The sequence below is a fragment of the Bacteroidota bacterium genome, assembly GCA_016721765.1.
GTDB lineage: Bacteria > Bacteroidota > Bacteroidia > UBA4408 > UBA4408 > UBA4408.
The window spans coordinates 128,241-144,713 of sequence record JADKHO010000004.1 but is presented as its reverse complement, the minus strand read 5'-3'; the positions used below and the strand labels follow the sequence as shown (position 1 = coordinate 144,713).

The 16,473-nt window shown below is 38.5% G+C and carries 9 protein-coding genes; 1 reads left to right on the top strand and 8 read right to left on the bottom strand.

Annotation, left to right across the window (positions count from 1 at the left end):
- Window positions 1-16 precede the first annotated feature (16 nt).
- On the top strand, window positions 17-2,227 hold the full coding sequence (locus IPP32_14710; protein MBL0049334.1) for a bifunctional (p)ppGpp synthetase/guanosine-3',5'-bis(diphosphate) 3'-pyrophosphohydrolase: 2,211 nt from the start codon (window positions 17-19) through the stop codon (window positions 2,225-2,227).
- 472 nt (window positions 2,228-2,699) lie between these two features.
- Here the strand turns inward: IPP32_14710 and IPP32_14705 are convergent, their stop codons facing one another.
- The 8 genes from IPP32_14705 to cadA all read right to left on the bottom strand — a co-directional run bounded on the left by IPP32_14705 (window position 2,700) and on the right by cadA (window position 16,471).
- Window positions 2,700-5,120: a transketolase gene (locus IPP32_14705; protein ID MBL0049333.1), complete on the bottom strand. Its 2,421-nt coding sequence runs from the start codon at window positions 5,118-5,120 to the stop codon at window positions 2,700-2,702.
- Window positions 5,121-5,252: 132 nt separating this feature from the next.
- Window positions 5,253-7,169: a T9SS type A sorting domain-containing protein gene (locus IPP32_14700; protein MBL0049332.1), complete on the bottom strand. Its 1,917-nt coding sequence runs from the start codon at window positions 7,167-7,169 to the stop codon at window positions 5,253-5,255.
- 116 nt (window positions 7,170-7,285) lie between these two features.
- Complete coding sequence (locus IPP32_14695; protein MBL0049331.1) at window positions 7,286-9,214, bottom strand: T9SS type A sorting domain-containing protein; 1,929 nt, start codon at window positions 9,212-9,214, stop codon at window positions 7,286-7,288.
- Window positions 9,215-9,356: 142 nt separating this feature from the next.
- A complete protein-coding gene (locus tag IPP32_14690) occupies window positions 9,357-9,890 on the bottom strand; it encodes a hypothetical protein (protein MBL0049330.1) in 534 nt (177 codons plus the stop codon).
- A gap of 32 nt (window positions 9,891-9,922) precedes the next feature.
- Window positions 9,923-11,344 (bottom strand): asparagine synthase (glutamine-hydrolyzing), encoded by a 1,422-nt coding sequence (asnB, locus tag IPP32_14685; protein ID MBL0049329.1) that lies wholly within the window; start codon window positions 11,342-11,344, stop codon window positions 9,923-9,925.
- Window positions 11,319-12,593, bottom strand: coding sequence for a polysaccharide biosynthesis C-terminal domain-containing protein (locus IPP32_14680; protein MBL0049328.1), 1,275 nt, complete (start codon window positions 12,591-12,593; stop codon window positions 11,319-11,321). Before IPP32_14680 ends, asnB begins: the two co-directional genes overlap by 26 nt.
- Complete coding sequence (locus IPP32_14675; protein ID MBL0049327.1) at window positions 12,586-14,376, bottom strand: glycosyltransferase; 1,791 nt, start codon at window positions 14,374-14,376, stop codon at window positions 12,586-12,588. Before IPP32_14675 ends, IPP32_14680 begins: the two co-directional genes overlap by 8 nt.
- A 4-nt stretch (window positions 14,377-14,380) precedes the next feature.
- Window positions 14,381-16,471, bottom strand: coding sequence for a cadmium-translocating P-type ATPase (gene cadA, locus IPP32_14670; GenBank protein MBL0049326.1), 2,091 nt, complete (start codon window positions 16,469-16,471; stop codon window positions 14,381-14,383).
- Window positions 16,472-16,473 lie beyond the last annotated feature (2 nt).

Sequence of the window (16,473 nt, the reverse complement as noted above, 5' to 3'; positions counted from 1 at the left end):
ACACGCAATCCAACTGATGGATACCCCAACAATAGATCTCGTAGCCGAAAAAAAGGAAATTTTAAAACGTTACCGTACCTTATTAAAATCCAATGCATCCCGCATGGAGAAAGGGGATAAGGTAATTATTCGTAAAGCATTTGAACTTGCTGTGGATGCACACAAAGACATGCGCCGAAAATCCGGTGAACCATATATCTACCATCCAATTGCTGTCGCGCAAATTGCTGTGAGCGAAATTGGTTTAGGAACTACTGCCATTGTTTGTGCATTACTTCACGATACAGTTGAGGATACTGATATTTCTTTGGAAGACATTAAAGGAATGTTCGGTGAGAAAATCATGAAAATTATTGATGGACTCACTAAAATTTCAGGTGTGTTCGATCAAACTTCTTCCTTGCAAGCCGAGAATTTTAGAAAAATGTTGCTCACCTTAAGTGACGACATTCGTGTAATATTAATCAAACTTGCTGACCGCTTGCACAACATGCGCACCCTTGATAGCATGGCACGCGACAAGCAAATAAAAATTGCATCAGAAACACTTTATTTATATGCGCCACTTGCACACCGACTTGGTTTAAATGCCATTAAGACTGAAATGGAAGACCTGGGTTTGAAATTTACCGAACCCGATTCTTACAATTTAATCAGTCAAAAATTACAAGAAACTCAAAAGGAAAGAACGCGCTACATCAATAAATTCAGCCTTCCCATCATCAATACCTTAACCGAACAAGGTTTTAATTTTGACATAAAAGGGCGTTCCAAATCTATTTTTTCCATCTATCAAAAGATGAAGAAACAGAATATCCCATTTGAAGAGGTGTATGATATTTTTGCCATTCGGGTTATTATTCGCACACCCCTTGAGCAAGAAAAATCGGATTGTTGGCGGGTGTATTCTATTGTTACCGATTATTATCATCCCAGTCCGGATCGTTTGCGCGATTGGATTTCGACACCCAAGGCAAATGGCTACGAGTCACTCCACACCACGGTGATGGGACTTGAAGGTAAATGGGTTGAAGTGCAAATCCGTACAGAGCGTATGGATGATATTGCTGAAATGGGTTATGCTGCACATTGGAAATACAAAGAGTCGGCTTCCGAAAATGCATTGGATGCCTGGATTAACAAGGTACGCGAAATGCTCGAAAATCCGGAGACCAATGCGATGGATTTTATTGATGATTTTAAACTGAATTTATTTGCCGAAGAAATTTTTGTGTTTACTCCAAAGGGTGCATTAATAAAGCTTCCGGCAGGTTCAACTGCATTGGATTTTGCGTATGAAATTCATTCCCACATTGGTGAAAAATGTATTGGTGCAAAAGTATCAAATAGGTTAGTTCCATTAAGTCATCCGCTTAAGAGTGGTGATCAGGTGGAAGTGCTTACATCGCAGAAACAAAAGCCAAAAGAAGATTGGTTGCATTTTGTGGTTACCGCACGTGCCAAATCTAAAATTAAAGCATCCCTTAAGGAAGAAAAGAGAAAGCTGGCAACAGACGGAAAAGAAACACTTACACGCAAATTGCATGCGATGAAAGTGACTTTAAATAATGAAAGTCTTAACCTTTTAGTCGATTTTTTTAAAGCCCCTTCTATTCTTGATTTGTATTACCGCATTGCAATTGGTGCGGTGAATTTAAAATTACTTAAAGATTTTGTAAAGGAAGATGGTTCCTTAAAACACAAGGCAAAATCAAGCAAAAAATCGGACGCCAAAGAATTCGAAGAACTAATTACCAAAGCGCGTGGAAGCAACAACATGCTGGTAATAGGGGAGGACTTGCAAAAAATTGATTACAAACTTGCCGCTTGTTGCAATCCCATTAATGGGGATGATGTGTTTGGATTTGTGACCATTAACGAAGGTATAAAAATTCACCGTGCCAATTGCCCTAACGCCATTCAATTAATGAGCAATTACGCGTATCGTATTGTAAAAGCGAAGTGGACCGATTCAGATAAAATTTCTTTCCTTGCCGGGATTAAAATTATGGGAAGTGATGCTGTGGGAATTGTAAATAATATCACTAAAATAATTTCAAACGAACTAAACGTAAACATGCGTTCCATCAGTTTTGATACCAATGATGGCATATTTGAAGGCACGATCATGGTATTTGTTAACGATACCAATCACCTTACTGAGTTAATGAAAAAACTTAAAAAGGTAAACGGGGTTTTAACGGTTGCCCGGATAGATTCGAACTAAGATTCTTTGAATACAAAAGTATAATTGTAGTAGGTGTTTAACCGCAGGGGACGCAGAGGAGACGCGGAGAGCGCAGATATTTTACAATAAATTTAAAGTTCACTCAGCGCGCTTTGCGCCTTCTTTGCGATTCTTTGCGTTACAATTTGGCAAATACACATTTGAAAATTAATCCTGAAAAAGTATAAAAGTGGTAAAACCGCATGAGCGCTGGGACGCTGGACTTTTATAATACAAGAGTAGCAAGGCTCGTTATTTGCATTTAGCATTAAATCAATAAAAAATCGTACTTCTTATCAGCTTAAAAAATAGAACGCGGATAACGCTGATGGTTATGATTTAAGCGGATTTGTTTGCGAAGTATTTTAAAGGCAGTACTTAATGGAAAAGATCAAATCCTTTACAAATTTATCTCTGCGTTCTTAGCGCCTTCTTTGCGATTCTCCGCGGTTAAAAACAGATAAAATACTTCTTAGTAAATGTTTTTAAAGGCACCCGGTTTTGCTTCTTGAATTAAGGCATACACCATATCAAATAAGTCGTCGGCACTTGGTTTTGAAAAATAATTTCCATCCGAACCATAAGGAGGACGATGGTCTTTTGCTGAAAGTGTTTTGGGTTCAGCATCTAAAAACTTATACGCTCCTTGTTCTTCGAGGACTTTTTGCATCATAAATCCGGTAGCACCGCCACTTACATCTTCATCAAAGAAAATAACACGATTAGTTTTTTTAATGGATTCCACAATGGAATGGTGTACATCAAACGGCAATAAGGTTTGCACATCTATTACTTCAATGGAAATACCGACTTCCTGCAACATTTTTGCTGTATCGACGGCAATGTGACAATTATAACCGTAGGTAATAACAGTAACATCTTCACCGGCTTTAAGGATTTCCGGTATACCTAATTGTAATTTAAATTCGCCTACATTCGACGGCATTTTTTCTTTCATTCGATAGCACATCAAAGGCTCAATAACAATTGCAGGCTCATCTGCGGTAAGCAAGGCATTGTAAAATGCTGCCGCCTGTGTCATGTTGCGCGGTACACAAATATGCATTCCTCTGAGCGCATTAATGATCATACCCATAGGCGAACCACTGTGCCAAATCCCTTCGAAACGATGCCCTCGTGTGCGAATAATTACCGGTGCTTTTTGCCCACCTTTTGTTCGGTATTGAAGTGTGGCCAAATCATCACTCATAATCTGAACAGCATACAATAAGTAATCAAGGTATTGAATTTCGGCAATGGGGCGCAGTCCGCGCAAAGCCAAGCCAATTGCCTGTCCTAGTATGGTAGCTTCCCGTATTCCGGTATCGAATACACGCAGTTCTCCGTATTTTTTTTGTAAGCCTTCAAGCCCCTGATTTACGCCGCCAATTTTACCGGAATCTTCTCCAAAAATCACTACCGATTTATATTTTTCTAAAATCGCATCAAAATTATCTCTGAGAATTTCGCGTCCGTCCACAATTTTTTCATCATTGTATACAACCTGCGCAGGTGAAATATGCTGAATGGAAGTTTCGCTTTCGCTGAAAAGATAAGAGTTATAGCGTTCGCTGTTATCAATTTTTGATTGTCTCAAGTAATTGATAAGCGCATCCTTTGCCGGAATATTTTCATTTCTAACAATACGCAACACACGCTTGCTGTGCTCAATAATTTCTCTTCTAACCGGATCGATAACTGCTTGCAATTCTTCTTTCACTTTAGTGATGAAAGCCGCATTATTGCTAACTTTTGCAATAGCCTCTATCATAGCTAAAGCTGCAGTTAATTCAGCTTTGATAGGGTTATTAAAATCAGCCCAAGCTTTGTTTTTACTTTCTCGTGCAGTTTTTTTACTTTGCTCTTCAATAATTTGAATTTCTTCTTCTGTTGCAATAGCAGATGAAATCATCCATTCGCGCATTTTTTTTATACAATCAAAATCAACTTCCCATTGCAAACGTTCTTTTGATTTGTAGCGTTCGTGCGAGCCACTTGTGCTGTGTCCTTGCGGTTGAGTCATTTCTTCCACATGAATCAATACAGGGATATGCTTGTCGCGACAAAGTATTGCTGCTTTTTCGTAGGTTTCAACTAGGGCAGGATAATTCCAGCCTTTTACTTTAAGAATCTCAATACCTGCAGTATTTTCATCGCGTTGAAATCCTTTTAAAATTTCGGAAATGCTTTCTTTGGTAGTTTGATATTTCTTAGGAACAGAAATGCCGTGTCCGTCATCCCAAACTGAAATTATCATGGGAACCTGCAACACACCTGCTGCATTTATAGTTTCCCAAAATAGTCCTTCTGAGGTACTAGCATCACCAATGGTTCCAAAAGCTATTTCGTTTCCTTTCACCGAAAATTTTTCAAATTCGGAAGAGCTCAATTCAGGGTTATTTCGGAAAAAGTAGGAAGCTTGCGCCATGCCTAATAAACGTGGCATTTGACCGGCAGTTGGGGAAATATCAGACGATGAGTTTTTTGTTTTGGTTAAATCCTTCCAATTCCCTTTTTCATCCAAAAATCGGGTACTGTAATGTCCATTCATACTGCGGCCGGCAGATGAGGGTTCTGCTTTTGCATCAGGATGGGCATACAATTGAGCAAAGAATTCCTGGATGCTAAGTAAGCCACTGGCTAACATGAAGGTTTGATCGCGGTAATAACCCGCTCTAAAATCGCCTGGCTTAAATGCCCGTGCCATGGCCAATTGAGCAACTTCTTTCCCATCGCCAAAGATTCCAAATTTTGCTTTACCTGTAAGTACTTCACGACGTCCCATTAAACTGGCTTCGCGACTCTCATTGGCAATTTTAAAATCACTGAGAACGGATTCCTTAAACGATTCAAATGAAAATTCCTGTTTTTCCGATACTTGCTCTTGTTCCATAAATTCTTTCTTTAACCGGGTTGCTCTTATCTACAAACTTACAGGATTTTTTGGGAAAGACAAGCAGCTAACTAGAAAAAAGAAACGCCCTGCAGAAATCCTGCAAGGCGTTAAGCAAAATCAATTATGAAATTATTCCACCATTAATTTTTTGGTCTCTTTTCGATCGTTTACTTTTAAGGTATAAGTGTATACACCGCTGCTCCATTCGCTTGTATTTAAGGTTATAGAAGAGCTACCGGCAATCTGGTTTCCTTTATTTTCAGCATAAACCACTTCTCCTAAAATGTTTCTCACTTCAAAACTAACTTTTCCGTTTTCACTCAAAGAAAAATTGATTTTAGTAATTCCCTTGGCAGGATTAGGAATATTTTGAGATAAGCCAACGCTAGCAGGCTGAACGGCTGCTTTTACACCCACTGTGATTACCGGTATTTTGGCGTAAATAATATCACTTTCAACCGTATTCCAACTGGCTTGTACAAGATTTATGGGCGTGGTAGCCAATAAGGAATGTCCTGGAGCGCCATCGCGTTGATAGGTTAGGTGAATGTTGTTATCCACGCTTTTTGCCATGCAAGCAAAAGCACATTCCTGGTTTAATGCATCCACATCTTCGTCCACATCAAATGCACGTGTCCAGTTATTTCCACCATCCAAAGATGCTTTCACAAAAACATGTTTGTGACTGGTGCCATATGCTGTTGTATCACAATTTTCGCAAAGAGATTGATAGGCCAAATAAATATTTCCTGCAATATCAATTCCCGACGAAGGCATTTGAGTTACACTACCTCTGTAATTTCCCATACTGCCTCCACCTTGGCTTCCATTGGCAATAATGATATTTCCATCCCAATCCAAATCTTCGCGGGTGGCCACTGTATCAATTCTTCCAGGTGCAAATCCTTCATTCCAATACAATAAATAATCCAAGGCATTTTGAAAAAAGCCCAATAGATCGGCAGCACTGGTATCGCGAATTAAAACATTACTCCAAAATACATGTGCCATTCCATTATTGTCCAACATTACATGGGCATCTCCGGAAGGCGTCTCCAAATCATCCGAAACCCCATCGCCATTAAAATCTGGAAGTGAATCGGCTACATCGTTATAAAATGGAATTGGGAAAGCTTGTAAAACGGTTGGTATCCATGTGGTACCATTATCGACAGACTTTAACAAAGTTAAATCCGTAGTTAAATCACCCACTACTATTGCAATGGTATCACCGTGTGAATCGATAGAATAGGCATCTCCTCCATAACCAAGATTATTTGTAGAATCTATTGCTGGAATCAAAGAGCGCAAGATGGGCCATGTAGCACCACCATCTAAGGAACGCGAATAATAAAGTGGTCCGTCTTGTCCATCATGTGGTGTAGCGCTTACACCCGAACCTTGCCAAATAGCATGCACACTTTCACCATTTGTACCCCCCGCTATAGCTTTTGCCCATGTGTCGTCCGCAAATTGCCCAAATGCGGGTCCATTCTCTGTCCATGCTCCAGTACCTTTTGCCGGTCTAGAAGTTAGCAACATACCCGGCAAAGTGCTAGAATGGGAGATATCCATTTCTTTTCCTGATGCTGTAACAACAATGTTTGCAAATCCGGTGCGTTGTGTAGGCTGAATTCGTGCAGAGGGTATTGGTTCCCAATTTGAGCCGTCGAAATAATTATAACCGGTTCCACGTGCTGCACTTGCTCCACCAACCGGAATTATGGTCCAAGAAGCAGATATAGTTCCATCCGAATGTTTAAGTAAACGATTCAAAATTGCTGAATTGGTTTGTAAATCATAAGTGGTTTTACCGATAATATCTTCGGTAATTGCTTGTGTTCTGTTTTGCACTTTTGTTTGCGCTTGATTAGCAACAATAGATTTGTTGATATATGGAATCTGATAAGGATCACCATTTTGTGCACGTACCGGAACCGGCTTTGTACCCGGGGCTAAAGTTAACCTTGTTTTAACTCTCGGAGACTGCGCCAGCAGTGTTAGAAAGGAAAAAACACTAATCGTTGTAAGTAAGGTTTTTTTCATGTGAAGGGGTTTAAATTTTTGCAGAATATACTGCAAGAATAAAGGTACTTTATTTTAGTTCATAAAAAAACCCTCAGATCGAAAGACCTGAGGGTTTTTTAAATTAGGATTAAAAATTATTTAACCATCATTTTTTTAGTATTCATTTCGTCATTTACTCTTAAAGTATAATAGTAAACTCCGCTGCTTAATTTTTCAGTGTTTAATGCTATGTTGTAAGCACCTGCATTTAAAGTACCTCTGTCTTCTGCGTATACCACTTTACCTAAAATGTTAGTTACTTCAAAAGTTACTTTTGCTTTATCAGCTATTGTAAAGTTGATTGAAGTAATACCTGTAGAAGGGTTTGGAGCATTTTGAGCTAAACCAAAAGAAGATGGAGTTGAGTTTACAGATTTTACACCTAATACTTCTGAAACAGGTATGTGTGCGTAAACGATATCGCTTTCAACTGTATTCCAGCTAGCTTGAGTAGTTGAAGTAGTGTTACCGGTTAACAAAGAGTGTCCAGGAGCGCCATCACGTTGGTAAACGATATGCACATTTCCATCCACATGTTTTGCCATGCAAGCAAAAGCACATTCTTGAGCTGCTGAATCGATATCTTGATCAATATCAACTGGGTTAGACCAAGTAGCACCATTATCCATAGATGATTTTACATAAACGTGTTTGTGGCTTGTTCCGTAAGCAGTAGTATCACAGGTTTCGCACAATGACATGTAAGACATATATAAATTACCAGTAGCATCAATACCGGAAGTTGGCATTTGAGTGATACTTCCACGATATAATGCCATACGGCCACCACCTTGGCTTCCGGTTGCAATTGTGAATGTTCCATCATTGTTGATATCTTGAGCGTTTGCAATGGTATCAGGAGCATTTGCACCAAAACTTTCATTCCAATATAAAATACCACCATCAATTCCATTTGGATAATATCCTAATAGATCAGCACCTGAAGTATCAGTAATTAAAATATTACTCCAAAATACATGCGCCATTCCATTGTTATCTAACATTACGTGAGCATCACCTGAAGCGGCTTCGATATCATCAGAAGTACCATCTCCGTCAAAGTCAGGAAGTGAATCTGCTGCATCGTTGTAAAAAGGAATTGGGAACGTTTGAAGTGTAGTAGCTGTCCAAGTTGTTCCGTTATCTGTAGATTTTAGCAAAGTTAAATCTGTAGTAAACTCACCTGCAACGATAGCAACTGTATCACCATGAGTATCCATAGAATAACAATCTGCACCATAACCTAAGTTAAGTGTAGAATCGATTGGACCCAATAATGTTCTTAAAACTGGAAAAGTTACACCGTCATCAGTTGAACGAGAATACAATATAGGACCATCTTGTCCGTTTAATTGAGTTGCACTTGTTCCAGAACCATTCCAGATAGTATGCACAGTTTGGCCATTTGCTCCGCCTACTGCCATTTTAGCCCAAGTATCGTTAGCTTGTTGCCCTAAAGCAGCAACTTCAGATGTCCAAGCTCCTGTTCCTTTAGCAGCACGTGTAGTAAGTAACATTCCACCGGCAGTACTAGAGTGACCAATAGCCATTTCTTTACCAGTTGAAGTAACTCCAATACTCACGAAACCTGTTCTGTCATTCGGTTCAACTCGTGCAGATGGAATTGGAGACCAATTTGAACCATCGAAGTAATTGTAACCAGTACCACGCGCAGCAGATGCACCACCTACAGGAATCATTGTCCAAGCAGCAGAAACTGTTCCGTCGCTATGGTTTATCAAATGTGTAAGGATAGCAGAATTGGTTTGTAAATCGTATGTAGTTTTACCAATTACAGCTTCTGTAACCGCTTGCGCAGATTTATTTTGCACAGGCGTTGAAGCTACATAACCACGGGATGAATTCGTATTAAATGGAATTTGATAAGGATCTCCGTTCAATTGATGAACAGAAACCGGCTTTTCCTTTAAAGGAAGTTGAACACGCGTTCTTGCGCTTCGATTCTGTGCAAATGTGCCAAGGGAAGCAGATATTGCAAGAACCATGAGTAATTGTTTTTTCATGTTTTTGTTTTTAGATTATTAAAAGGTTAAATTATTTAATTGTTAGTTAACATTCGTAAAACTAGGAAGAATTTTTAGCAGCAACAAATATTTAACAAAAAATATTAGAGCTAAATCGCAGATAATCGATGAATGGATTGATTTACAATTTGAAAATTTTGTGCCATACCGCAAAGCTGATAAACTTAAATGTTTGTCCATTGTCATTGCCATCTTCCGAACCAAACATGTTGGCGTATTCATTTTGAATTTTGGGAATGTCCAAAATTTCTCCTAAAGAAGCATCAAAATCATTTTTTACACTGTCTTTGATTCCGGCGATCCACTTGTTGTTGGGAGTGCTATATCCCATTTTGTCTTGTCGATTTAATATTGCTTCCGGTACAATTCCTTCCATTGCTTTTCGCAGGATGTATTTGCTTTGATTATTTCGAATTTTGTAGCTGGAAGGTGTTCTAAATGCCAACTCTACCAGATTGGTATCGTCGGCAAAAGGAGTGCGTGATTCAACCGAATGCCACATGGAGCAACGATCCTCACATTTTAAATATCCTTTTAGCAAAGTTGAAGTGGTTTCTTTATGCAAGATTTCATTTACAGTTTTTGGGGCTGAGTCAAAATGCTTTTCGAAGCGGTGTTTATGCAATTCATAAAAATCAGGATTCAAATAATTCAAATGGGAAAAATATTTTTTATAAAGCGTAGGAATTATTTTTTTGGGAAAGACGCCAATCCGCTGTGTTTAAAATATTGCTTTCCATACCAAATTGCATTGGAAGGAAAATTTCCGGCTGTTTTTAAAAGTGATTTTGCAGCTTTCAATTCACCTGCTGCGAGTAGTTCTCTTAAATAAATAGCTTGATGATGTGGATATCCTGCCCACAATTCGTCACCACCTTGTCCATCCAAAATTACTTTTACTCCATTTTCCTTTGCCAATTGCATTACACGATACTGCGCATAGGTACTAGTACTCCAAATGGGCACATCTTGACTATACATTAAATTTTCTAAATCCAGTTTTAATTCATCGGCGTTAGGATACGTGCGACTCCACTTCGAATTGGTTTGTGCTACTATTTGGGCAGCCCATTTTCCTTCGTCAATTTTTGCATCTTCAAAACTGGCCGTAAACACATTTATTTTCGGATGCTCCCCATTTAAAAGTGAATTCATAATACTTACGATACTGGAGCTATCGATTCCTCCACTCAAACAGGAGCCTACGGCAACATCTGAGCGCAAGCGCAAACGAATGGATTGGATAATTGCTTCCCTTGTTTCATTCACCAATTGTTGAAATTTAGATGCATCGAATTTTTCGAAAGTTGCAATTAATGGAAGTGTATAATACTTCCATTTGGTGAGTTTTTTTTCTTGCAATGAGAATTCAAAATTGCAAGCTTGTTGCAATTCAAAAATGCCTTTAAACATTCCTTCTTCTTCGTTCTCAATTTTGCTAAACACAAAGTAATCGAATACCGCTTCAGAATTAAGCTTGGGCTGAATCAATTTAGCTTTTAATAAAGCTTTTTGTTCTGATGCAAAAGCAAAAAACATATCAGTGTGTACAAAGTAAAATGGCTTCACTCCAAATCGGTCGCGGCTTCCGAAAAGTTTTTTTTGTTCTTCATCATAAATCACAAAAGCCCACATTCCGTTGAATTTATTCACACATGCTGTTCCCCATTCTTGATAAGCAGCCAAAATAACTTCGGTATCTGTTGCTGTTTGGAAGTTATACCCTTTTGATTTTAGTTCTTCACGGAGTTCAATGTAATTGTAGATTTCTCCGTTATAAGTAATCCATAATTTTTTTTGTGCATCGCACATCGGCTGATGCCCGGCGTCGGATAAATCAATAATGGAGAGCCTTCGGTGACCCAATGCAAGATCGTATTCGCCTTCAAGGCTAGCTAAATTTTGAGAAGGGGAGTAGGTATATCGCGAATTTATTATGCTAGAAGGGGTATCTATTCCATAAGCAGTTAAACAAGCATTTTTTTGCACCAGTAAAAATCCTTCCCCATCAGGACCTCTATGCCTTATGCTGCCGGTCATAGTTTGAATTAATTTGGGCAGTTGAACCGAATTGGAAGTTAAATTAACTATTCCCGCTATTCCGCACATTAAAAATGGATTTTTGTAAAAATTTCAAATCAGATAAAGTTGGGATTAAGTCCCTTATTTTCACACCTGATTTGTGTTTAAATGAAAGCATTAAAACCACTGTACTGGCCGCATAAGAAACACTCGAAATCCAAGCTGCAGCCATAAATCCATAAGTTGGAATAAAAAATAGTCCCAACAGTAAAGTAATTAATAATCCAACAAAAGAAGCAAGTGCATTAATTTGGTATTTACCAGTACCTGCAAAATAATGACTTAGCGTGATGCTTGAACCCAAAAGCAATATGCCGGGAGCAAGCGCAATCAGCACTTTGCGGACATTTACAAAATCTTTTCCCAATAAAAAACTGTAAAATTCATCCGGAAAAATAAGGAGTGGGAGATAGGCTAACAAGGTTAGTAGGGTGCTGAATCGAGTAAGTTTAATAGTTAGCAAGCGCGACTCTTGTTCACTTTCGGTATTCGAAATTTTTGAAAATTGTACTAGCGCAAAACTCCCACCAAATAGCAACACTGCTTCGGCAATTGAAACGGAAGTACTATAAATTCCTAAATTGGAAATGCTGTCGTATTTGTTTAATAAATAAAGATCGAGGCGATAATTTAAAAATTGAAAAATATTTGCCAATTGAGCAAGCGCACCAATTGCAAAAGCTGCTTTTAAGGTTTCAAAAACATGAAGGCTAAAAGTGTTTTTGAAAAAGGATTTCAAATAGTATGCACTTCCAAGTACCGCCAACGAATAGGTAATGTATAAGGAGTAAATAAATGTGCGAACTGATTTTTCATCCGAAAAAATAAAAACAAAACTCAAGATAAAAAAGTGAAGAATGACCTGAAATAAGCTTATTTTATTGGCAATTTCGATTTTTTCCTTTCCAAAAAGCAAAGAAATATGAATGGCACTTATCGAAAAAAGAAAAGATAAAAGCGCAATGTGAATGGTAGTTTCAGTGGAGAAAGTATGCAATAAATAAAGCACTAAAAAAGAGAGGCCGGAGCTAAATAAGCTCCATAAATAAGAAACGAGTAACAGTTCACCCATGGGTTTGCGTGGACTTAGGTACACCAAAGTATTGCCTCCAACAAAATTCGAGAAGAGTAAAATAATAGTAATAGAAGCGATTAATAAACTGATTTCGCCCCGCCCTTCGGTACCTAAAAAATTAGACGTAATTAGGATAACCAAAAAGCTGAAGAGTGCCGAAATAAACTTTGTACCTACTGTATTGACAATACTTTTAATCATGTTGTGATTTTCGTATCACCCTGTATTTAAAATTATTTTCCCAATGAAATCGGGTATAAGTTCGCGGCAGGTGTTTCCAACTTTTTCGAATTAGGTTAACGAAAGTACCTACAAAAATATTGTTGGAATAATATGCTTCGTGATTCGTTCTTTTTTCATTTAAATAATAAAAACGGTAAAAGCGCTCCGAGAAAACCTGGTGCTTAGTTTTTTCAGTAAAAGTTAAGACCCCATTTTTATTGCTTACTACCCATTTGTGAAAGGGCTCATTAAAAATAAATTCTGAAAAAGCATCCGGTGTTTCCAAATAACCACGTTTGGCAACTCTTTGCAATTCGCTACAAAATTTTTCCGGCTCATCAATGTGTTCGGCAATGTGTGATGCTATCACGTAATCGAACTCCTTATTGGCAAATGGCATATCTGTGGCATCACCTAAGACTAATTTTTTTCCTTCAGGGATTACAGCAACAGCTCCTGAACGGTGCTCGGTTGCTTCAATTTCGCGCTCCAGCAACACATTGGCACGGTCGTTTGGATGGTCACCACTTCCCACATCAAGTACATTCCAAGTGTATGGAATACGAATTTCTTCACGCGTATTGCCTGCTTCCCAAGTATTGATGAGTGGATTGTAAATTTGAATAAATTGGGCAGCAATACTTTCTTCACTAAATCGTGTTTCTGCAAATGCTTTTAATTTTAGATGATCGAATGAGGAAAAGTGAGCACACATCCATTTTATTCCATCCAATAACGCTGAGGTATTATTTAATGAAATTAATTTACCTCGGGTAGCATCAATAAATTCTTCGGGACCGCCACATTTAGTGCTCAACACCGGTGTTCCGCAAATCAATGCCTCTGCAGCCACTACAGAGAAGGTTTCGAAATGGCTGTTTAAAATCAAAAAGGAAGCAGCCGAAATGTGTTCAAGTACATTTTCATGTGGCAGTGAACCTGTAAAAGTAATGCGATCATCTAACTTTAAGCTTGAGCTCAGTGCTATCAATTGTGCTTTATCCACACCTTCCCCTACAAGTGTGAGTGTTAATTCCGGTAAACTATTCTTTAACTCAGCTATGGCTCGAATTACTGCACTTATATTTTTTTCACGGTCTTCCAGGTTTCCAACCATAATAGCATTTATACCGGAATTAATTCTCTTTGCAGGAAGCATATCACTTGTAACACAATTTGGAATTGTAACATACTTGGCGTTTAAGTGTTGAGCCTGCATGGCTTGGGCTAATGCATCGGAAACGGTAGTTACAGTTTGGGCATTTTTTACTACCAATTGAGTAGCCCATTTTTTGAGGAATCCTTTGTAAGTGCCGTCGGCAGGCATGTATCCGCTCCAGTGCTCTGTGACAATATAAGGTATTTGATTTAATTTGTTCAATGCAAGCGCAACAATACCGGGGCGGGTGAGCACGTTTACATGAATTAAATTAGGTTTTCCAAATTCCTTTTTAATAATTTTTAATCCAATGTAAGCGGCTCTGAAATAGCGAATGAGTTTAATTGCTTTTCCAAAAAAAGAATTGCCTGCATCCGAATTTCGGTAATACACACGCACTACTTTTAACTTATCTTCCTGAACAATTTCGGTGTCGAATTTTGTTTTTAAGTTGGGGTCGGAGCCGATATAAAGTACAGCGGTTTTGCAGTGTTTTGCAATTGCTTTAGCATGGCGTTCAATAAAAATACCGTTATGTTTATCCTTTCTATTGGGATACCATTTTGGTAAAAAAAGTATTTTGTAGTAATTGTGTACAGGCACCGGATTAATTCAGTTTTTTAGTTTTTAACCAGATTGAATTTCCGATAACAATTACATCTGAAAATGCCATAGAAAGTGCTGCTAACATAGGATTTAGGAAGCCCAATGCTGCAATTGGAATGGCTATTGTATTGTAAAAAAATGCCCAAAATAAATTTTGTTTTATTGTTTTAAGCGTTGTTTTGCTGAGTTGAAATGCGAGTGCAATATCGTTTAAATTATTTCCATTTAATAAAATAATTTGTGAAGATTCGATAGCCACGCCGGTAGCATTGCTGAGCGAAATGCCCACATCGGCTTTACTTAAAGCAGGAGCGTCATTCACTCCATCACCCACCATCGCAACTGCACCGCTAGCTTTTAATTTTTCGATACAAACTAATTTTTGTGCCGGACTTTGTTCGCTATATACCTCATCAATTCCTACCTGTAGCGCCAAGTCTTTACATTTTGCATCCGCATCACCACTTAACAAAATGGTTTTAATTCCTAATTTTTTGAGTGTAGAAATGCATTCGCGTGCTGAAATTTTAACTTCATCTTTTATGTTTAGGCTAGCAATTAATTGATTATTTTTTGTGAGAATTAAGGAGGAGTTATGATTCGAGCTAATGTGATTATTTCGGTTGTGACCGATAAAATAGGAATTACCGGATGTGTCGCTTGCACTGATGCCTAGACCTTTTTCTTCTTGGATGGAATGCAGCTCAATTTTTTGAGCTTTGCCTTTTAATTGATTTACTAAAGATTTAGCAATGGGATGCGATGAATTTAGCTCTAATGAAAAAATGAGGTTTCGAAGGGTGCTTTCATCTACATCGGCCAGTTTAATCAAATCATTTAGAATAAAATTGCCGGTTGTAAGGGTGCCTGTTTTGTCGAATACAATTGTTTTAATTTGAGCAAATTGTTCGAGTGTATTTCCACCGCGAATGAGAATGCGATTTTTAGCGGCTCTGCCAATTCCGGCCATAACAGCTGTAGGCGTAGCTAATCCCATAGCACAAGGGCAGGAAATTACAAGTACTGCAATGCTGTGCATAAGTGCTGTTTGCATCGTTATTTCAAATCCGAAATAGGAAAGTAAAAAAGTGAGGAGTGAAATTCCCAATACCACCGGAACAAAAATTGCGCTTACTTTATCACCTAGTTTTTGAATGGCAGGTTTTTCGTTTTGCGCTTTTTTTACCAATTCGATAATGCCTGCTAAAACAGTTTCGCTGCCTACTTTGGTAGCTCGAATTCTGAGTTGACCGTTCACGACAATTGTGCCACCGATAACTTGCGCTCCCGGACCTTTCTCTATAGGCATACTTTCGCCGGTTAAGAGCGACTCATCTAACGCAGCATTGCCCGAAATTATCATACCGTCTACTGGAACTTTATCGCCGGTATTTACATGTATGAGGTCAAATTTCAGCAGTGTGGAGCTATCCACTTCACTGAGGTGTTCGTGCCCTTCATGCATGCTCACCAATAGTGCTTTGCTTGCTTTCATAGCTGCCAGTTCGCGCACCGCCGAACCGGTTTGACTAACTGATTTATCTTCAATTAAATTTCCTAAAAGCACCAGCGTAATAATGGTGGCGGTGGTTTCGAAAAACAAATAGGTATGGATTTCGGGGGTACCGGAGTAAACAATCATCCCCATTAAAGAATAAATAAACGCAGCGGAAGAACCAATTAATATGAGCACATCCATATTTGGAACACCCATTTTTACAGAACCCCATGCACTTTTTCCAAAATGCCATAAGCCAACAAAAAACACTGGTATACAGAGTAATAATTGTGTAATGGGAGCGTGCAACCAATGAAATGGAAGCCACATCGAAAAAAATAAGGGCAAGGTTAGCAGGAGTGAAAAATAAAATTTCTTTTCTAATAAGCTTAATCCTTTCACATTAAGCAGCTGTTGCTTGGGGGTAACAACCTTATATCCTAATTTATGAATGCTGGAGGAAATATCGCTTATGGTGTTTGCTTCATCCAAAAGAAAACTAACTTCCTTATCAATAAAACTAACCGTAACATCGCGCAAGCCCTTTTTTTGCAAGGCTTTTGTAACTGTTGCTGCGCAATTACTACAGGTCATAC